We start from the raw sequence: 17332 nt of genomic DNA, 5'->3' as shown, positions 1-17332 counted from the left end.
TGGGTGCGCTATGCGCAATGCATGGGCCATTTGCGGATGGGCTGGGCATCTGTGATTTCTGGAAGAGTGAGTGGTGGGCGACCCTGGAATCGAACCAGGCGTGCGTCTCCGCGAGGGAGTTACAGTCCCCTGCCACACCTTGCGGCCTGTCGCCCACTACATCCGGGGAAACCCCGAACGTGATGCGCTGATTACGCGCGCCGCCCGCACCCGTCAAGGCGAAAATGCCTTGCAACACCCCGGTGCCCGGCGCATTGTCACGCGCTTAGAATAAGGGTGCTAATTCCATGAAAAAAACCCGTTGGGTGATCGACAAGGAACAGGCCAAACGCGCCGCTGCCGCCGAGACCGTGTGGTTATTCGGCCTGCATGCCGTGCGCGATGCGCTGATTAATCCCAAACGTGAAAAACTGCGCCTGATCGTGACCAAGAATGCTGCCGACAAACTGGCTGAGGCAATCAGCATCAGCGGGATGGAGCCCGAGATGGCCGACCCACGCAAATTTACCGCCCCGCTTGATCCGCAATCGGTGCATCAAGGCGCGGCGTTAGAGGTGAAAGCGCTGGACTGGGGACCCTTGGAAGAGGTTTGCCTTGGCACGGGTGAGGGGCCACCGCGCATGGTGTTGCTGGACCGGGTGACCGATCCGCACAATGTTGGTGCGATCCTGCGCTCGGCCGAAGTGTTCGGCGCCTGCGCCGTGGTGGCCCCGCGCCACCATTCTGCGCCGGAAACCGGGGCCTTGGCAAAAACCGCCAGTGGCGCGTTGGAACGCCAACCATATCTGCGTATCCGCAATCTGGCAGATGGGATCGCAACGCTTCAGGCCGCTGGTTATCTTGTGCTGGGCCTGGACGGAGAGGCCGAGGTGACGATTGAAACCGCCCTCGAGGGGTTGCGCGACCGCCCTGTTGCCTTGGTTCTGGGGGCTGAAGGGCCGGGCCTGCGCGCCAAGACCCGCGAGGTTTGTGACCGTCTGGTGCGCATCGAATTTGCGGGCAGTTTCGGCTCGCTCAACGTGTCAAATGCCGCGGCTGTGTCGCTTTATGCGGCAAGGGCGGATGGCTAGGCGAACCCCCTTGCAAGATCGTCCCGAAGCCCCTTTATCATGGGGAATGTGTCAAAGGATCAGGTCTTGCCCCAGCATATGAAAATCGCCACTTGCTGCTATTGCGGCACCCGCGCTGCGCTGGTGTTGAACCAGGTGCGTCACGAGCTGGCCTGCGGCGCGTGTGGTGCCCCGCTGCATGACATGAAGATGATGCCGCAGCGGGATAAGCACCCTGTGAAATCATCGACCCCTGCGGCATCCCGGCGCACCTCACCAGCCAAGCCAGCCAAAAAGCGTGACTATGATGCGTTTGAAGCGCCCCGCTCATACAAACGTAAAAAGCCAAAGAAGCGTCGGAAAAGCTTTGGGAAAAAAGTGTTCGAAGAGCTGTGGGATGTGGTCGAAGATATCTTCGACTGAAGGGTGTGCGCGAAATAACAAAGTGATCACAGCTATATTACAAAGCCTTTTTATTCTGAAAAGCAATCCTATCTAGAATTCTAGAGAGGCCGGAATGGAACATCGGCATCTCACTTCACTGTCCCTCGTTCCGCGACTGGCGCCCAGGTTCCTCCTGGGCGCTTTTTTTTGTGCCAATCCCGGTGTAAGGGTCACGCATGACAGAAGACTATACAGACAACCACCTGCGCGAAATCCTGACCCGCACCAAACGGATTGCCGTGGTGGGCATGTCGCTGAACGAGGTGCGGCCCAGCTATTACGTGGCGCGTTATCTGGCTTTAAAGAAATATGAAGTGATCCCGATCAATCCGGGCCATGCCGGCAAGACCGCCTTTGGTCAAACCGTGCTGGCCAACCTGTCCGAGATCGAAGGGCCCGTCGATATGGTCGATATCTTTCGCCGCTCTGAACATGTGCCGCCCGTTGTGGACGAGGCGCTGACACTGCCGGGATTACAGACGATCTGGATGCAGATCGGCGTCTGGCATGAAGAGGCCGCCACCAAGGCTCGCGCGCAGGGCGTTGATGTGATCATGAACCGTTGTCCCAAGATCGAATACCAGCGCCTTTATGGCGAGTTGCGTATGGGCGGGTTCAACACCGGAGTGATTTCGTCGAAGCTTTAGAGCTTGCGGTTCGAGCTAGGGCTATGCTTGCGCGATGCCTTCGCGCCGTTTGCCCTGATGTCCGCACGACGTTTTACATCTCGCCCATCAGCCTTGGGTCAAACGGGTAGGTGGTCAGGTTCTCATACCCATCCTCGGTGATCAGCACCTGATCTTCCAGCTTGATGGAAAACGCACCACCCACTTCGCCGACCAGTACTTCGACACACAGCGTCATACCGGGCTCCAGCGCATAATCGAATGCGCCCGGTACAGCCTGATCAGGATAAGCGATCAGCGGCCATTCATCACACAGACCAACGCCATGCATGAAGCAGCCGTATTTCTGCGCCTGATACTTGTCGTCCAGCTTGTGACAATTGGCGATCAGATCGGGGATCATCACCCCGGGTTTGAGCATCTCCATATTGGTGCGGATATGTTCGACACTGTGCTGCATGGCATAGATCATCTCGGGCGGAGGAGCTTCATCGCCGATCCACCAACTGCGCGAGATATCAATACAGATGCCATAGCTGCCGACGAGGTCTGTATCGAAGGAAATGATCTCGTTATTCTGAGTGATGCGCGGTCCGCATTCCTGGAACCACGGGTTGGTGCGCTGGCCTGAGGTCAGCAGCCGGGTTTCAATCCACTCACCGCCGCGCTTGATATTCTCGGCATGCAGAACGGCCCAAATGTCATCCTCGCTGACGCCGCCTTTCGGTACGTTTTCACGGGCGAAATCCTCCATCGCCTTTACGGATTTCTGGCAGGCGTCATTGGCACAGCGCATCGCGAGGATCTCGTCCGGGCCTTTGACCGAGCGGGATTTCTCGGTCACCTCCTCACCTTCCATGATTTCGAAACCCTGCGCTTCAAGCGCGCGCAACCCGTGCAGCATCACCTTATCGACAGCCAGTCGTTTGTTGCCGGGGCTGTGTTCGTCCAGCAGAATGCGCACCTCGTTCGAGAAGACATCGGCGGCCACATCCACCTTGTCGCCGCGATCAAAGTAAAACAGGTCCGCGCCGCTGCGCTGTTCGCGCACCAACGGGTTGAACGTGCTTAAGAAAGGCGAGTTCTTGTAATCCCACATCACCATATAGCCATCCGCGCAGAGCAGTAGCGCGCGGAACGGATTGTGCGTGTTCCAAAGCTGCATATTGGTGCTGTCGGTGGCATAGCGGATATTGAGCGGATCAAACATCAACAGGCCGGCATATCCCCGGTCAACAATATGCCGGGTCAGCCGTTCCCACCGGAATTTCCGCATCGCCTGCAGGTCGGGCAGGATAAGGCCGGTTTCTTCCCATTCACGAAAGGCTAACTGTGTTGGCCCGATCTCGATCCGGTCATTATCGTTGGGGGTATTGTCGCCCAGCGTGCTGCCCCGTGTAGGGTCGATTTTGCGCGTGTCGCGGTAATGGGTGTTCATGGGTCAGGCCTCCCTTAGTTGGCCCATCGTCCCATGCTCAGGCCCGCCTGCTTGCCATTTCGCGACCTCAAAGGCCGCTTTTGGATTGCCTCGGGCGGACAGAACCCAACCCTCAACTCACCCCCGGCCGTGTGGGGCGTTGAAGTCCAGAATCGGGTTCGTGGGGATAATCCGGTGCGGATTGATGGTTTCGTGGCTATAGTGGTAGTGCCGCACGATATGGTCGAAATTCACCGTCTCGGCCACGCCGGGCCATTGATACAGCTCGCGCAGGTAGCCCCAGAGGTTGGGGTAATCAATGATCCGCGCGCGGTTGCATTTGAAATGCAGATGATAGACCAGATCGAAACGGATCAGTGTCGTGAACAGCCGCCAGTCGGCCTCGGTGATGCGATCCCCGATCAGATAGCGGCGGGTGCTCAGGCGCTCCTCAAGCCAATCCAGACTATCGAAAAGCGGGTCAATCGCGGCATCATAGGCCGTCTGAGTGGTGGCAAAACCAGCCTTGTAGACGCCGTTATTGACCGTGTCGTAGATGCGGGAATTGACCTCTTCGATCTCATCCCGCATCGCCTCGGGCCAGTAATCATCGCGGTTGCCCGTGAGTCCGTCAAAGGCCGAGTTAAGCATCCGGATGATTTCAGAACTTTCATTGGAAACAATGGTTTCACGGGTCTTGTCCCACAGGATCGGTACTGTGACCCGCCCTGAAATACTCGGGTCGGCCTTCACATAGATGTCACGCGCATAGGGCAGGCCATAAAGGCTGTCCCCGGTGGCGCCGGGATAATCATCGCGAAACTCCCAACCCTCGCCCAGCATGTCAGGATGCACGGTCGAGACACCGATATGCGGCTCCAGGCCCTTCAGGGCACGAAAGACTAACGTCCGATGCGCCCACGGACAGGCCAGCGAGACGTAGAGATGATAGCGCCCGCTTTCGGCTGGAAAGCCACCCTCACCGCTGGGGCCGGCAGTCCCATCCGGGGTGATCCAGTTGCGGAGCCGTGCCGTGTCGCGCTTGAACGCGCCACCCGTCGATTTGGTGTCGTACCATTGATCCGTCCAGACGCCGTCTACCAATTGCCCCATGTCAGGCTCCTCATCTTGGTTTGAAAGAGAGGTAGGACAAAGCAGCCCGGTAAACTATTCCCGGCCCGCGCGCAGGACCGGTGCAAAGCTGCACAGATCGAGTGATTGTTTTCAGTCGCGCAACAAAATTGCTGCAAAGTTGTTACAAATGTATGAAAATTACGTTAGTATATGACTTTTAACACAACTGATTGAAAAACATTGCTATTGAGATTCGTATTGGATCTGGGGGATTACCAATGACTACTTTTTTATCACCGGAGGTGCAGGCCGGGCTGGATGCAGCCCGCAAAGACGCCTTAAAGCGGGCCAGCCGGATACGTATCCAAGTGGATGACGCTGTTTACCCAGTTTTGCGCAGTTGGGAAGGGGGGTTTGCTTTGGACAGCGAAACCTCTCCTGTGCTGCGTGGACGGGTTGATCTTTACGATGGTGCGCGGCTGTTATCGCACTGCCTGATCATAGCGTCCGAGGAAGAGCATGGCGAATTGCGCTTTGAATACAAGCGGATGACCGATGTCACCGGCGAACAGCCGCTTGATTTCTACCGCGCACCCGATGCGCCTGTTGCCCTGCTGGAACGCCCGTCAGATCACTGAAGATCGCTGAACGCGTCTTGTAATCGTGTCACTGCCTCGGCCACCACGCTGCGCGGCGTTGCGATGTTGAAGCGCAGGAATTCTTCGCCACCTGCGCCAAATGTTGGCCCGTGATTGGCAGCGATGCGCGCGGTTTTCTCAACCCGCTGGGTGAAATCCGCCCGGCTCATACCGGTGCCGGAGAAATCGACCCAGGCGAGGTAGGTTGCTTCCAACGGCATCGAGCTTAACCCCGGAATCGCATTGACCCCCTCGTCAAACAGCCGTCGGTTTCCATCGAGATATGTCACAAGATCATCAACCCAGGCCGCGCCCTCGGGCGAATACGCCGCCTCGGCCATGAAAATCCCGAACGAGTTGGGCGACAGGCCCAGTCCTGCCATCCGGCGGGCAAATTGGGCGCGCAAATCAGGGTCGGCGATGATCACATTGCCAATATGGCTGCCCGCGATGTTGAAGGTCTTGGTGGTGGCCGTCATCATCACCAGCCGGTCATGGATGCTGTCATCAACCAGCGGCATGGCGATATGTTTCTGACCCGGCATCACCAGATCATGGTGAATCTCGTCGGAAACAAGGATCAGATCATGCCGCTTGGCAAAATCGGCGACGCCTTGCAATTCATCCCGCGTCCAAACCCGGCCGCCCGGGTTATGGGGCGAACAGAGAATCACCATCTTCTCATGGCCCGTCATCTGGGCATCATATGTGTCGAAATCCATCTCGTAGCGGCCCGCGTTGTTGACCAGCGGGCATTCCACCACCTCGCGCCCGGCCGACTTAATGACTCGGGCAAAGGCGTGATAAACTGGCGTGAACAGGATCACCCCGTCGCCGGGATCAGTATAGGCATCGACGCATAGGCCCGTGCCATTGACCAACCCATGGGTGCTGAAAATCGTATCCTGCGCGATCATCCAGCCGTGGCGCTCTTTCATCCACCACTGAATGGCCGTGCGATAGGCGGTTTCATCGCCGTAATAGCCATAAATCCCGTGATCGTGCATCTTTTGCACCGCGTCGCCGACGCAGGCGGGCGGGCGGAAATCCATATCGGCGACCCACATGGCAATACCACCCTCGGCAGGCACGCCAAACTTGGCTTCCATCATGTCCCATTTATCCGAATGGGTGCCAAAGCGGTTGATCACGTCATCAAAGCTCATCAGCGGGTCTCCTTACCTTCGCGCGCACGCTATCCGATTGACGTGCGGGCGCAAGAGCCGTTGCGAAACCGCCCGCCTTGTCCTAAATGACACCTCATGAAACGACCGATCCTGATCCATCCCGATCCGCGCCTGAAAAAGGTCTGTGCCCCCGTGCCTGACCTGTCGGACGAGTTGCGCGCTCTGGCCAAGGACATGCTGGAAACCATGTATGCTGCTCCGGGCATCGGTTTGGCCGCCCCGCAGGTAGGCGTGCTTGAGCGGATGTTCGTGATGGATTGCGTCAAGGAAGACGGGGGCGAGCCGCAGCCCATGGTATTGATTAACCCCGAGATTGTCGCGGTGTCTGACGAGAAAAACACCTATGAAGAAGGATGTTTGTCGATCCCCGATCAGTTCGCCGATGTGACCCGCCCCGCCGAGGTGGAAATGCGCTGGCTGGATGAAAACGGAACCGAGCATCAAGAGGTGTTCGACGGCCTCTGGGCCACTTGCGCGCAACACGAGCTGGATCATCTGAATGGCAAATTGTTCATTGACTATCTGGGGCCGATGCGCCGCCAGATGATGACCCGTAAGTCCCAGAAATATAAGCGCGAACAGGCGCGGGCCTAAGCCATGGCCGTGCGCCCCTGCTTGCCGTGGCCAGACAAGCGTCTGCGTACAAAGGCGGACCCAGTGGATGAGATCACTGACGAGATCCGCAATATCTGGATCGATATGATCGACACGATGGAGGCGATGCCGGGCGTTGGCCTTGCCGCGCCTCAGATCGGTGTGATGCTGCGGCTGGCGGTGGTGGATGCCTCGGATAAACGCGGTGAGGCCGTGCGCATGGCCAACCCAGAAATCCTCCACTCCAGCATTGAACTGCGCCCTCATGATGAGGGCAGCCCCAACCTACCCGGTGTGCGGGCAACCATCAAACGCCCTCGTGCCGTGACCGTGCGATTTCTGGCCGAGGATGGTGCGGTGGAAGATCGCGATTTCGTTGGGCTTTGGGCCACGTCTGTGCAGCATCAGATCGACCATCTGAACGGCAAGATGTATTTCGACAACCTCTCAAAGGTGAAGCGCGACATGCTGCTGCGCAAGGCGCGTAAATCAGGGGCAACGGCGGGGTGAACCCCGCCCTACGGAGGGTGGCATGCGCATCGTTTTCATGGGAACTCCGGAATTTTCGGTGCCGGTGCTGGACGCTTTGGTCGAGGCCGGGCGCGAAATTGCCGCTGTCTATTGTCAGCCCCCCCGCCCGGCAGGGCGCGGCAAGAAGGATCGCCCGACACCTGTCCATGCCCGGGCCGAGGCGCTGGGCCTGCCTGTGCGCCATCCGGTCAGCCTGAAGGGGGCAGACGAGCAGACGGAGTTTGCCGCACTGAACGCTGATATCGCCGTGGTGGTGGCCTATGGTTTGATCTTGCCGCAGGCAGTTCTGGATGCCCCAAAACACGGCTGCCTGAACATCCATGCCTCGCTGTTGCCGCGTTGGCGCGGGGCCGCGCCGATCCACCGCGCGATCATGGCGCGGGACGGCGAAACCGGCATTTGCATCATGCAGATGGAGGCAGGGCTGGACACCGGCCCTGTTCTGCTGCGCGAGACGACGGAGATCGACAGTGAAGAAACCACCGGCGAGTTGCATGACCGTCTCTCGGCAATGGGTGCGGCGCTGATCGTCGAGGTGTTGGACCGGCTGGGCACGCTGACGCCGGAGCCTCAGTCGGAAGAGGGCATGACCTATGCCGCTAAGATTGATAAATCCGAGGCGCGGCTGGATTGGGCCTGGACGGCCGCCGAGGTGGATGCCCATATTCGTGGTCTCTCACCCTTTCCGGGGGCGTGGTCCGAGCTGGACGGTGAACGAGTCAAGATCCTGAAATCGCGGGTATCTTCGGGGTGTGGCGCGCCGGGACGCGCGCTGGACGACGCACTGAGCATCGCTTGCGGCAAAGGCGCGGTGCAGCTTTTGCGCTTGCAACGGGCCGGGCGCGGGGCGCAGGATGCAGATGAGTTTCTGCGCGGCACGCCTGTGCCCAAAGGTACCGCGTTCAAATGAGAGGTAAGTCCTGATGTTCCTCGTCCTGTTTGGCACCGTCGTAATCGCCGGGATCGTGGGCTATGTCAGCGAAAAGTCCGGCTTCACCCGCAACGGAATCCTGCAGTCGATCATCATCTGCGTTGGCGGGGCGTTCCTGTTCTATTTCATCCGCATCATGTTCGGCATCAAGTTTGGCGCGCCGGGGATTGATGCGGTACTGTCATCAATCGGGGCCTTGATCATCGTGCCCACCCATTGGCGCGGACGCCGGTAAGGAGGCAGGACATGGTCATTGTGTATCTGATCATCATCGGGGCTGCCGCCGGGTTTCTGGCGACGCGTATGATGAAGATGGAAACCGATATCGTTATGACCATGGCGATTGGCATCGGTGGCGCGCTGATCGGTGGTCTGGTGCTGCAGTTTCTGCTGGCCGTGATGGGAATGATGGCCGGGTTTGTCGGGGCAATCTTGGGCGCGTTGCTTCTGATCTGGCTGTATAAGCTCTACCTCAAGAACAAGTAACCTCGACCGAACCTGCTGCCCAAACAGGTTGTGGCTGGGCAAAATCTCACCCAGCCACCCCTGTTGGTCTTCTTTTTTGATCACGAACAATGGGAGGAGGTATTATCCGCAATCGCTCCAGAGTGGTCTCAGAATGCCGCATTGCAGCGTGAAATCAACCAAAAATGCTGCATCTGCGCAAAAATCTGTAATCTTTTGATGTAGCGATGAAAAAACAGGATATGCGAGGCCAAATGCCGTTGCTTTAGGCAGCCCGAGCAAGTGCCTAATTTCTTGGCGGGCGCGCCTTGTAAACAGGCAGTCGCCAGCCAAAAAGCAGCGATCCAGCCCGCAGCGCCCATGTCACTCCGGCGCAAATGAAGAGTCCAAGGGCGGGCTGGTAAAAGAACTCGGCCGTCAGAACACCTGCCAAGGCCCCGCCAAAGGCGGCGGTGACGTAAAGTTCGCCCTGTTTCAGCACCAATGGCACTTCGCCCAGCACCACGTCACGCATCAACCCACCAAAACAGCCTGTGGCCACGCCCATCAGGATGACGATAGGCATGGGTTGCAGCATGCTGAGGGCAACGCCCACGCCCGCCGGAACAGCCACGGCCAGCGCGAAGCTGTCCAGCCACAACAACCAGCGATAACGGCTTTCCACCAGATGGGCGGTGAAGAAAATCAGGATTGCAGCCAGACAGGCGATCAGGATGTAACTTGGATTGCCGACCCAAAATACCGGGTTCCGGTCCAGCAGAACATCCCGCACCGTGCCGCCGCCCACCGCTGTCAAGCAGGCCATAAAGGCAAATCCGACGATATCCAGTTGCGCACGCGAAGCCACCAGCGCCCCGGTCAGCGCAAAGATCAGGACCGAGGCATAGTCAAGGACGGCCAGCAGGGTCACGAGGCATCCTTGCCGGGCTTAAACGGCTCCATACCCATCCGGGCCAGTTCGTCCGCGCGTTCATTGCCCTCATGGCCTGCGTGCCCCTTGATCCACTCCCAGGTCACATCATGGCGCGCCTGTGCCTCGTCCAGACGCTGCCACAGTTCGACATTCCTCACTGGTTTCTTGTTCGAGGTTTTCCAGCCATTGCGCTTCCAGCCATGGATCCAGCCGGTGACGCCGTTTTTCACATAGGCGCTGTCGGTTATGATGGTGATCGTGCTGGCGCGCTCCAGCGTTTCCAGCGCGTGAATGGCCGCCAGCAGCTCCATACGGTTGTTGGTGGTGTCGGGTTCACCGCCGCTGAGTTCGCGTTCCTTGACGATCTCGCCGCCCTGCATGGCACGCAGCAATACACCCCAGCCGCCCGGGCCGGGATTGCCCGAACAGGCCCCGTCTGTATAGGCAACCAGCTTAACCATGGGCGGCAATCACCACCCAAGGGGCCTCAACCCCGTCCAACCCTTTTTCTGATCCGGTCGCGCTGGAAAACGGGGTCATATCCACATCCTTCAACAAGCCGCATAGCTCGTCTTCGGTGTAATAGGCATAATGACGGCCCAGCGGGTCGCGTTTTTCACCCGTGCCGGTTTTCATACCGATGTGAAATAGCCCGCCGGGCTTGAGTGCGCGCCGCAAAGCGGCCAGATGCCGGGGCATCTCGGATTTGGGGGCGTGGAGCAGGCTGAAATTGGCCCAGATGCCGTCATAGAGGTCTTCGCCAGCGATCTCCTCAAAGCTGGCCTGCCAGGCGGTCACACCGTCCAGTGCGTCGGCCATCGCCACCATTTCGGGCACCGCATCGGTGGCATCCACCACCAAACCAGCCTTTGCCATCGCGCCAGCAGCGCCGCCCGGCCCGCAGCCAAGGTCAAGAACCCGTGCGCCCTTGGGCAGCCCGCCGATAAAGGCAATCAGCGCGGGGTCCTGCGCTGCCTCGGTGGTCATCGCCGCGTAATCCGCAGCTTTCTCGGCATAAACGCCCAGTGTCGTGTCATCCGCGCTCATGCAAACACTCCTATTCCCAAACAGATCAGCACCACAGCCGTCAACAGCACCCGCAGGCGCATCCACCATGCTGGTGCAACACCATAGGCCCAGAATAGCCAGTCCAGGCCCAAAAGCCCGACAAAGCCCACAATCAGTGAGATGCCCGCGCTGGTCGGTCCGCCGCCGGTCATCAGGAACGCCCAAAGCGCCGGGATCACCGACAAGACATATCCGGTCGTGGCCTGCGCGCCTTCCAGCTTGGTGGCAAAGCCCCACAGGATGCCGGACATGAAGGCCAGAATGACCGCGCCGTAGAACAGGCCCACATAAGGCCCGGCGAAACGCGGACTGAGCGTGCGTGCGGTCCAGAGGCCCAGATCAGGCGCCAACACGGTGATCGCCCCCCAGATGAACGGGATCAGCCCGGCCAGACCCAACATAAGCGGTGCGCGGGGGATGGTCATCCGGCCCGCTCCAAAGCCAGTCGCGCCCCAAGGGCGGCAAAGATCGCTGCAAAGCTGCGGTTAAGCCAGCGCATGATGCGCTCGGACGCCAGCAGCCTGTCGCGCGCGACCGATGCAAAGACGCCGTAAACCACGAAGACCACAAAGGTCATCGCCATGAACACCGCACCCAGCATCATCATTTCGGCTGTGGCGGTTGCGGGATTGCCCGACAGGAAGGGCGGCAAAAGGGCGAGAAAGAAGATCGACAGCTTGGGGTTCAAAACGTTGATAAGAATGCCGCGCCGCGCGGTGATCCATCCGTTCTTGGCGGTTTTTTCCGGCCGGACCGCCAAGGCTCCGTCTGACTTCAATGCCTGCCAGGCCAGATAGAGCAGATAGGCCACGCCTGCGAATTTCACCACCTGAAACAACAGGGCCGAGGTGTGCAGCAGCGCCGCCAGCCCAAGGATCGCGGCGGCAAGGTGTGGCACGATCCCAATCGTGCATCCAAACGCGGCCCATGTGGCTGCGCGACGTCCCTGACCCAGCCCAATCGCCAGCGTGTAGATCACCCCGGTGCCGGGGGCCAAGACAACAACAAGGGCGGTGATCAGAAACTGCAGGCTCATGATGGCTCTCCTTTGATTGCGTCAGAGAGGCCACAGCCGCGCGGTGGTGTCAACGGGGCGGAAACAGCAATGCGTCGGGTGCCATGCCAATCGCGACAAGGCAGACCACCATGACAGCCGTCAGGATCACGCGCAGGCGCATCCACCACTCGGGTGTCATTTTTTGCTGCCAAAAGAGGTAGTCTAACCCCAGCACGAGGACGAATCCGATGGCCGTCTTCAGCGCCACCTCCTGTGTGCCGCCAAAGACGAAAAGGAAGGAATAGAGCGCCGGAACAACGGACAGCTTGTACCCCATCGAGGCCGTTGTGCCTGAAGCGCGGGCGGCAAATCCCCAAAGCACGCCCGACATGAACGCCAGGATGATCCCGGAATAGCGCAGCGTGGCGTAAGGGGCATAAAACCAGCTGTTCAGCCAATCCTCGGTAAAGCTGCGGAAGAATGGCAGGTAAATCTCGGCCACGCCCCAGACCATGGGGATGAGGCCCAGCAGTCCCAATTGCCACGCGGTGCGCGGCACGCCCCTGATCATGCAAGCTCTCTCAGTACGCGGGGAACCTTGAAATGCACGTTCTCCTGTGCGGTTTCCACCTGCTCCACGGTCACGTCGTACCGCTCTTTCAGCGCGTCGATCACCTCGGCGATGATCACTTCCGGGGCCGAAGCGCCGGCGGTGATGCCAATGGTGGTGATCCCGTCCAGAGCGCGCCAATCAATCTCGCTCGCGCGCTGCACCAGCTGCGCATAGGAACAGCCCGCGCGCGCGCCCACTTCCACCAGCCGCCTGGAGTTCGACGAATTCGGCGCGCCGACAACCAGCATCGCCTCGGCATGTTTGGCCATTTCCTTGACCGCCTCCTGACGGTTGGTGGTGGCGTAACAGATGTCTTCCTTATGGGGCCCCTTGATGGTGGGGAACCGGGTTTGCAACGCGGCGACGATATCCTTGGTGTCATCGACCGACAGGGTGGTTTGGGTCACAAAGGCCAATTGTTCGGTGTCGCGCACCGATACATGCGCCACATCTTCGACCGTCTCGACCAACAACACTTCGCCCTCGGGCAATTGCCCCATGGTGCCGACGGTTTCGGGGTGGCCGTCATGGCCAATCATGATGATCTGCAACCCGTTGTCGTGGTGACGCTCGGCCTCGATATGCACCTTGGACACGAGCGGGCAGGTGGCATCGACATAGACCATTTCGCGCCGCTCGGCCTCGGCAGGCACGGATTTGGGCACGCCATGGGCCGAAAAGATCACCGGGCGGTCCAGCGGGCATTCGTCCAGCTCTTCGACAAACACCGCGCCTTTGTCCTTCAGGTCATCTACCACGAACTTATTATGCACGATTTCGTGGCGTACATAGACCGGCGCCCCCCATTTCTGCAGGGCCATCTCGACGATCTTGATCGCCCGGTCCACGCCCGCGCAAAAGCCGCGCGGGGCTGCCAGATAAAGGGTGAGGGGCGGTTTGGTCATGGGATCTCCTGTCTGGTTTCAGAGGTAATCCTTGTGGCCCCTATCGTCCAGTGTCGGGTGGGGTAAAAAATGCCAGACGTGGCCTTGACATATTATCAACATAGTAATAACTAGATTGATAATAACAAAAAGGACCCACCGCCATGAGCGACATTTTCGAACATCCCCATCCGGCCGTTGCCGTCGATTTGGCGATCCTGTGTGTGCAGGACGGTGCAGTGCACTGCGCAGTGATGCGGCGCGAGGACGGTGAAGAGATGGGCGGCGACTGGGCCTTGCCCGGCGGATTTGTCCATCGCGACTGCTCTTTCGATGACACGGTGGCCCGTGTTCTGGCGGACAAGACTGGCCTTCAGGATGTGCATTTTGAACAGTTGGCTAGCTATGGCGCCCCGGACCGGGATCCGCGCGGCCATGTGATCAGCGTCGTTTACATGGCCATCACCACGGCCGAGTCATTGGGTAAAGGGATTGCACAGAACCCGGCCTTGACCCTGGCTCGCGTCGAAGTGGACTGGTCCGGTGAAACCGGTGGCCCCGCCCGTGCAATGGCCGCCGATGGCACACCGCTGACCCTGGCCTTTGACCACGCCGATATCCTTGGCGACATGATCAAACGTCTGCGGGGCAAGCTGGATTACACGCCCATTGGATTTTCCTTCCTGCCTCCGCGCTTCACGCTGCTTGAGGTGCAGGAGGTGCACGAGGCGATCCTGAACCACCCCCTGACCAAGCCCGCCTTCCGGCGCAAGCTTTTGGACAGGCACGCCCTGCGCCCCACAGGCGCGCGGCAAACCGGCGGGGCCTTCCGCCCGGCTGAACTTTACGAAATTGACCCGAAAGGAGGGCAATAATCATGGCACAGATCAAAAGATATCCATTTGCCAGCCACTTGCGCGCCGAGGCGTCCAGCTATGTGCGTCACTACCGCGCCGGGAAACTGCGTCGCGAAGGCCGGGGCCTGTCCTTCTGGTTCGACCCGCGCGGTGCGTCGATTATCGAGGTGCCTTTGGCCGACCGCGAGCTGACCTTTCTGGTCAAGTCGCAATCCTCGGACTATCAGGATTTGGCCGTGCAAGGCACCGTCCTGTGGCGTGTGGCTGATGCTGCCCGCCTGTCGGACCGGATTGATTTTGCATTGGACTTGAAGACCGGCAAATCGCAAGGCAAGCCCGAGGATCACATTTGTTCGGTCCTCACCGGATTGGCGCGCCAGTTTTCGGAAAGCTATCTGCAACCGCTTGGTGTGCGCGCCGTGTTGGAGGCCGGTTTGGCCCCGATGCAGGCGGCTTTGAACGCAGGCTTTGCCGGGGATCCGACCCCGACTGACATGGGGATCGAGGTGATTGCCGTGCGCGTCGCGGGCCTCTCGCCCAGTTCGGAACTGGCCCGTGCCTTGCAGGCCCCCACCTTCGAGAGCCTGCAGCAAAAGGCCGATGAGGCGACGTTCAATCGCCGTGCCTTGGCGGTCGAGAAAGAACGCGCCATTGCCGAGAACGAGCTGAACACCCAGACCGAGCTTGCCGCGCGCAAGGCCGAACTGATCGCCCGCGAAGACGCCAACGCCCGTGCCGAGGCCGAAGCAAAATCTGCCGCTGCCAAGATCGCAGCGGAAGGGAATGCCGAGGCCAAGGTGATCGCCGCAGAGGCCGAATCCACCCGCATCCGCGCCGTGGAACAGGCCGAGGCCGATATGGAAAAGGCCCGCATGGCCGCATTGGCCCAGGTCGATTCTGCTGCGCTTTACGCTTTGGCCGCGCGCGATTTCGCGACCAAGTTGGAGCATATCGACAGCATCACCATCAGCCCCGACATGTTGGCCGGTCTTGTCCAACAGGTGCGGAGCCTGACCGCGCCACCGCCCGTGAAGGAGGGCTAACACCATGAGCACCCTGCGTCCCCGTGCCGTTCTGATCACGCGCGAGACCGAGCTGTCCGCCTTGCTGGCACGCCACGGGACGCGGGGTCAGGTGGAATTCTATTTTTCCTCGCGCGGGCAAAGCTTTGACGAGGTCGAAGCGCGCGATCGTATTCAGACCGAGGCGATTGCCGCCGCCAAGGCCGCCGTGCCTGCGGAATGGTCCTTTGCCGAAGTGTCGCGCGAAGATCTGAACCGGTTTCTGTTCTTCCCCAATGACGTCATCGTGGCCTTGGGGCAGGACGGGCTGGTGGCCAATCTGGCCAAATATCTCGACGGGCAGCCGGTGATCGGCGTCACTCCTTCGGCGGATATGGGCGAGGGGGTGTTGACCCCCCACGCCTTGCGCGCTTTGCCCAAATTGCTGGTACGCACCGGGGCCGGGGATATCGACGCCGAAGCCCGCGCCATGGTCGAGGCGCAGGTGCAGGGCGGTGACCGCCTGTTGGCGTTGAATGAGTTGTTCATCGGCCACCGCTCGCATCAAAGCGCACGCTATGAACTCGCCTTTGGCGGCGAAACTGAGTTCCAGTCCTCCTCGGGCATGATCGTGGCCACCGGCACCGGCCTTACCGGCTGGGCGCGCTCGATCATGGCTGCCACGCATGTGGAGTATGATATCGGTGCTGAATCCCCTCAGGCCGCCTTCTTCTCGCGCGAACCCTGGCCCAGCCGGACCTCTGGCGACAGCCTGCGCTCGGGTGTGATTGATACCGAAACCTCATTGAATGTGCTGTCACGCATCAATGAAGGCGGCGTGATCTTTGCCGACGGGATCGAGCAGGATTTTCTGGGCTTTGATTGGGGCGCCGCCGTCAGCATTCATGTGGCCGATGCCCGTCTGCACCTTGTGCGCTAACCAAAACTTCCGCGTTCGGCCATCTGCTCGAACATATCCTCGATCGAGGTTTTGAGCGGGCGATAAGATTGCCCGAGCGCGTTGATGCTCTTGGAGTTGTCGATCGCAATGGGATGCCCCACATTCCGCGTGACATACCGCCGCGTGATCGGGGCGAGCATTGGGCCAACCAGCCAGAACAGCCACTTGGGCATGGCCCGTGGCGGGATTGGATAGTCCGCGCCAAAGCGATCTTTCAGCAGCATGCCCATCTCGGCCATATCCGTCATCTTGCCGCAGATGATGTGCCGCCCCGTGGCCTCGGGGAGGTAGGCGGCGGCCAGATGGGCACGGGCCAGATCGCGCACGTCTACGACACCGAAATTCAAGCGTGGTGCCCCGGTCTTGGTGCGTCCGTCGCCATACGCCTTTACAATTGCGAAGCTTTCCGAGGTGGGGGCAGGGCCAATCGCCGGGCCGATCACCAGGGAGGGGTTGATCACCACCATCTTCCAATGGTCCTGCGCCTCGGCGATGCGCCACGCCTCGCGCTCGGCCAATAGCTTGGAAAACGCATAGGGTTGATGATCCAGAGATGAGGTGGTGTTCCACGCCTCTTCCGTCAATGTGCCGCCGTGATCTTCCGCGATATCGGCCATGTCACCATACATCGCCACCACCGAGCTGGTCAGAACCACGCGGTCTACAGACGGGGTCTTGTTCACCTGATCCAGCACATGGCGGGTGCCGTTCAGGGCAGGATCCACCAATCCGGTTTGCGGGTCGTCCACCGAAACGGTGAAGGGCGAAGCGGTGTGAAAGACAATCCCGCAACCCTCCATCGCCTCGGCAAAACTACCGGCGTCCAGAAGATCGGCCTTGAACAGCTTCAAACTGCCGGGCAGGCGGGCGTTCATCTCGGTCAGATGCGCGGTTTTCGCGGCATTGTCAGGGTCCCGTACCGTGCCATGCACCGTGACTCCTGCTGCCAGCAGGTCATGCACGATCCATCCGGCGACATAGCCGGACGCGCCGGTCACCAGTACAGGGGTGTGTGTATCGATTGAAAAGGCGGGCTGTTCCATGAACGTAAAACCTAGCGCACCCGCTTTCAAAAGTCAGGT

At 59.8% G+C, this 17332-nt stretch carries 23 protein-coding genes and 1 tRNA gene; 12 read left to right on the top strand and 12 right to left on the bottom strand.

Going from position 1 to position 17332, the window contains the following annotated elements:
- Positions 1-71: 71 nt before the first annotated feature.
- Positions 72-155, bottom strand: a tRNA-Tyr gene (locus V6N02_RS10470).
- Positions 156-287: 132 nt separating this feature from the next.
- Between V6N02_RS10470 and rlmB the strand changes: the two genes are divergently transcribed.
- From rlmB to V6N02_RS10455, 3 genes are all read left to right on the top strand, one after another.
- Positions 288-1070: a 23S rRNA (guanosine(2251)-2'-O)-methyltransferase RlmB gene (rlmB, locus tag V6N02_RS10465; protein ID WP_371225526.1), complete on the top strand. Its 783-nt coding sequence runs from the start codon at positions 288-290 to the stop codon at positions 1068-1070.
- A 39-nt stretch (positions 1071-1109) separates the two neighbouring features.
- Entirely contained in the window at positions 1110-1472 is a 363-nt protein-coding gene (locus V6N02_RS10460; protein ID WP_371225525.1) for a hypothetical protein, read from the top strand.
- A gap of 197 nt (positions 1473-1669) precedes the next feature.
- Positions 1670-2140, top strand: coding sequence for a CoA-binding protein (locus tag V6N02_RS10455; RefSeq protein WP_371225524.1), 471 nt, complete (start codon positions 1670-1672; stop codon positions 2138-2140).
- 73 nt (positions 2141-2213) lie between these two features.
- Here the strand turns inward: V6N02_RS10455 and dddP are convergent, their stop codons facing one another.
- Together dddP and V6N02_RS10445 are read right to left on the bottom strand one after the other, a co-directional pair.
- The gene (dddP, locus tag V6N02_RS10450) at positions 2214-3557 is read right to left on the bottom strand and encodes a dimethylsulfonioproprionate lyase DddP (protein ID WP_371225523.1); all 1344 of its coding nucleotides are present in this window, start codon (positions 3555-3557) and stop codon (positions 2214-2216) included.
- A 117-nt stretch (positions 3558-3674) separates the two neighbouring features.
- Complete coding sequence (locus V6N02_RS10445; RefSeq protein ID WP_371225522.1) at positions 3675-4649, bottom strand: glutathione S-transferase family protein; 975 nt, start codon at positions 4647-4649, stop codon at positions 3675-3677.
- 239 nt (positions 4650-4888) lie between these two features.
- Here V6N02_RS10445 and V6N02_RS10440 point away from each other — a divergent pair, with 239 nt between their 5' ends.
- Positions 4889-5248 (top strand): hypothetical protein, encoded by a 360-nt coding sequence (locus V6N02_RS10440; RefSeq protein ID WP_371225521.1) that lies wholly within the window; start codon positions 4889-4891, stop codon positions 5246-5248.
- On the opposite strand, the gene V6N02_RS10435 is transcribed toward V6N02_RS10440, so the two are convergent.
- Positions 5242-6414: a MalY/PatB family protein gene (locus V6N02_RS10435; protein WP_371225520.1), complete on the bottom strand. Its 1173-nt coding sequence runs from the start codon at positions 6412-6414 to the stop codon at positions 5242-5244. The genes V6N02_RS10440 and V6N02_RS10435 overlap by 7 nt on opposite strands.
- 96 nt (positions 6415-6510) lie before the next feature.
- On the opposite strand from V6N02_RS10435, the gene def (V6N02_RS10430) reads away from it, so the two are divergent.
- The 5 genes from def (V6N02_RS10430) to V6N02_RS10410 are packed head-to-tail and all read left to right on the top strand — an operon-like array spanning position 6511 to position 8977.
- The gene (gene def, locus V6N02_RS10430; RefSeq protein ID WP_371225519.1) at positions 6511-7029 is read left to right on the top strand and encodes a peptide deformylase; all 519 of its coding nucleotides are present in this window, start codon (positions 6511-6513) and stop codon (positions 7027-7029) included.
- A gap of 3 nt (positions 7030-7032) precedes the next feature.
- Entirely contained in the window at positions 7033-7539 is a 507-nt protein-coding gene (def, locus tag V6N02_RS10425) for a peptide deformylase (protein ID WP_371225518.1), read from the top strand.
- Positions 7540-7561: 22 nt separating this feature from the next.
- Positions 7562-8470 (top strand): methionyl-tRNA formyltransferase, encoded by a 909-nt coding sequence (fmt, locus tag V6N02_RS10420; RefSeq protein ID WP_371225517.1) that lies wholly within the window; start codon positions 7562-7564, stop codon positions 8468-8470.
- Positions 8471-8483: 13 nt separating this feature from the next.
- Complete coding sequence (locus tag V6N02_RS10415) at positions 8484-8726, top strand: hypothetical protein (RefSeq protein WP_371225516.1); 243 nt, start codon at positions 8484-8486, stop codon at positions 8724-8726.
- An 11-nt stretch (positions 8727-8737) separates the two neighbouring features.
- A complete protein-coding gene (locus V6N02_RS10410) occupies positions 8738-8977 on the top strand; it encodes a GlsB/YeaQ/YmgE family stress response membrane protein (RefSeq protein WP_371225515.1) in 240 nt (79 codons plus the stop codon).
- Positions 8978-9242: 265 nt separating this feature from the next.
- Here the strand turns inward: V6N02_RS10410 and V6N02_RS10405 are convergent, their stop codons facing one another.
- The 7 genes from V6N02_RS10405 to ispH are packed head-to-tail and all read right to left on the bottom strand — an operon-like array spanning position 9243 to position 13452.
- Entirely contained in the window at positions 9243-9866 is a 624-nt protein-coding gene (locus V6N02_RS10405; protein ID WP_371225514.1) for a trimeric intracellular cation channel family protein, read from the bottom strand.
- Positions 9863-10330: a ribonuclease HI gene (rnhA, locus tag V6N02_RS10400; protein ID WP_371225513.1), complete on the bottom strand. Its 468-nt coding sequence runs from the start codon at positions 10328-10330 to the stop codon at positions 9863-9865. Before rnhA ends, V6N02_RS10405 begins: the two co-directional genes overlap by 4 nt.
- A complete protein-coding gene (locus tag V6N02_RS10395) occupies positions 10323-10916 on the bottom strand; it encodes a class I SAM-dependent methyltransferase (RefSeq protein WP_371225512.1) in 594 nt (197 codons plus the stop codon). The genes rnhA and V6N02_RS10395 overlap by 8 nt, the downstream gene beginning before the upstream one ends.
- Positions 10913-11362, bottom strand: a complete 450-nt coding sequence (locus tag V6N02_RS10390; RefSeq protein ID WP_371225511.1) for a DUF3429 domain-containing protein — start codon at positions 11360-11362, stop codon at positions 10913-10915. The genes V6N02_RS10395 and V6N02_RS10390 overlap by 4 nt, the downstream gene beginning before the upstream one ends.
- Entirely contained in the window at positions 11359-11976 is a 618-nt protein-coding gene (locus V6N02_RS10385) for a LysE family translocator (protein ID WP_371225841.1), read from the bottom strand. Before V6N02_RS10385 ends, V6N02_RS10390 begins: the two co-directional genes overlap by 4 nt.
- Positions 11977-12022: 46 nt before the next feature.
- Positions 12023-12505: a DUF3429 domain-containing protein gene (locus V6N02_RS10380; RefSeq protein WP_371225510.1), complete on the bottom strand. Its 483-nt coding sequence runs from the start codon at positions 12503-12505 to the stop codon at positions 12023-12025.
- Complete coding sequence (gene ispH / locus V6N02_RS10375; protein WP_371225509.1) at positions 12502-13452, bottom strand: 4-hydroxy-3-methylbut-2-enyl diphosphate reductase; 951 nt, start codon at positions 13450-13452, stop codon at positions 12502-12504. The genes V6N02_RS10380 and ispH overlap by 4 nt, the downstream gene beginning before the upstream one ends.
- Before the next feature lie 143 nt (positions 13453-13595).
- Here ispH and V6N02_RS10370 point away from each other — a divergent pair, with 143 nt between their 5' ends.
- Genes V6N02_RS10370 through V6N02_RS10360 form a run of 3 tightly spaced genes read left to right on the top strand, consistent with a single transcriptional unit; the run spans position 13596 to position 16229 of the window.
- Positions 13596-14306 (top strand): NUDIX hydrolase, encoded by a 711-nt coding sequence (locus tag V6N02_RS10370; protein WP_371225508.1) that lies wholly within the window; start codon positions 13596-13598, stop codon positions 14304-14306.
- 2 nt (positions 14307-14308) lie between these two features.
- The gene (locus tag V6N02_RS10365) at positions 14309-15331 is read left to right on the top strand and encodes an SPFH domain-containing protein (RefSeq protein WP_371225507.1); all 1023 of its coding nucleotides are present in this window, start codon (positions 14309-14311) and stop codon (positions 15329-15331) included.
- A 4-nt stretch (positions 15332-15335) separates the two neighbouring features.
- Positions 15336-16229 (top strand): NAD(+)/NADH kinase, encoded by an 894-nt coding sequence (locus tag V6N02_RS10360; RefSeq protein ID WP_371225506.1) that lies wholly within the window; start codon positions 15336-15338, stop codon positions 16227-16229.
- Here V6N02_RS10360 and V6N02_RS10355 read toward each other — a convergent pair.
- On the bottom strand, positions 16226-17293 hold the full coding sequence (locus V6N02_RS10355; protein WP_371225505.1) for an NAD-dependent epimerase/dehydratase family protein: 1068 nt from the start codon (positions 17291-17293) through the stop codon (positions 16226-16228). The genes V6N02_RS10360 and V6N02_RS10355 overlap by 4 nt on opposite strands.
- Between the last annotated feature and the right edge of the window lie 39 nt (positions 17294-17332).

Origin of the sequence: Roseovarius conchicola (assembly GCF_041403425.1) — a bacterium.
In the GTDB taxonomy this organism is placed as follows: Bacteria; Pseudomonadota; Alphaproteobacteria; order Rhodobacterales; family Rhodobacteraceae; genus Roseovarius; species Roseovarius conchicola.
The sequence above is the reverse complement of the archived record's forward strand: the minus strand, read 5'-3'. Positions and strand labels throughout refer to the sequence as shown.

Bases quoted from the DNA above. Each gene is read 5' to 3' on its own strand.
- rlmB (WP_371225526.1), top strand. From the start codon at position 288: ATGAAAAAAACCCGTTGGGTGATCGACAAGGAACAGGCCAAACGCGCC.
- V6N02_RS10460 (WP_371225525.1), top strand. From the start codon at position 1,110: ATGGGGAATGTGTCAAAGGATCAGGTCTTGCCCCAGCATATGAAAATC.
- V6N02_RS10455 (WP_371225524.1), top strand. From the start codon at position 1,670: ATGACAGAAGACTATACAGACAACCACCTGCGCGAAATCCTGACCCGC.
- dddP (WP_371225523.1), bottom strand. From the start codon at position 3,557: ATGAACACCCATTACCGCGACACGCGCAAAATCGACCCTACACGGGGC.
- V6N02_RS10445 (WP_371225522.1), bottom strand. From the start codon at position 4,649: ATGGGGCAATTGGTAGACGGCGTCTGGACGGATCAATGGTACGACACC.
- V6N02_RS10440 (WP_371225521.1), top strand. From the start codon at position 4,889: ATGACTACTTTTTTATCACCGGAGGTGCAGGCCGGGCTGGATGCAGCC.
- V6N02_RS10435 (WP_371225520.1), bottom strand. From the start codon at position 6,414: ATGAGCTTTGATGACGTGATCAACCGCTTTGGCACCCATTCGGATAAA.
- def (WP_371225519.1), top strand. From the start codon at position 6,511: ATGAAACGACCGATCCTGATCCATCCCGATCCGCGCCTGAAAAAGGTC.
- def (WP_371225518.1), top strand. From the start codon at position 7,033: ATGGCCGTGCGCCCCTGCTTGCCGTGGCCAGACAAGCGTCTGCGTACA.
- fmt (WP_371225517.1), top strand. From the start codon at position 7,562: ATGCGCATCGTTTTCATGGGAACTCCGGAATTTTCGGTGCCGGTGCTG.
- V6N02_RS10415 (WP_371225516.1), top strand. From the start codon at position 8,484: ATGTTCCTCGTCCTGTTTGGCACCGTCGTAATCGCCGGGATCGTGGGC.
- V6N02_RS10410 (WP_371225515.1), top strand. From the start codon at position 8,738: ATGGTCATTGTGTATCTGATCATCATCGGGGCTGCCGCCGGGTTTCTG.
- rnhA (WP_371225513.1), bottom strand. From the start codon at position 10,330: ATGGTTAAGCTGGTTGCCTATACAGACGGGGCCTGTTCGGGCAATCCC.
- V6N02_RS10395 (WP_371225512.1), bottom strand. From the start codon at position 10,916: ATGAGCGCGGATGACACGACACTGGGCGTTTATGCCGAGAAAGCTGCG.
- V6N02_RS10390 (WP_371225511.1), bottom strand. From the start codon at position 11,362: ATGACCATCCCCCGCGCACCGCTTATGTTGGGTCTGGCCGGGCTGATC.
- V6N02_RS10380 (WP_371225510.1), bottom strand. From the start codon at position 12,505: ATGATCAGGGGCGTGCCGCGCACCGCGTGGCAATTGGGACTGCTGGGC.
- ispH (WP_371225509.1), bottom strand. From the start codon at position 13,452: ATGACCAAACCGCCCCTCACCCTTTATCTGGCAGCCCCGCGCGGCTTT.
- V6N02_RS10370 (WP_371225508.1), top strand. From the start codon at position 13,596: ATGAGCGACATTTTCGAACATCCCCATCCGGCCGTTGCCGTCGATTTG.
- V6N02_RS10365 (WP_371225507.1), top strand. From the start codon at position 14,309: ATGGCACAGATCAAAAGATATCCATTTGCCAGCCACTTGCGCGCCGAG.
- V6N02_RS10360 (WP_371225506.1), top strand. From the start codon at position 15,336: ATGAGCACCCTGCGTCCCCGTGCCGTTCTGATCACGCGCGAGACCGAG.
- V6N02_RS10355 (WP_371225505.1), bottom strand. From the start codon at position 17,293: ATGGAACAGCCCGCCTTTTCAATCGATACACACACCCCTGTACTGGTG.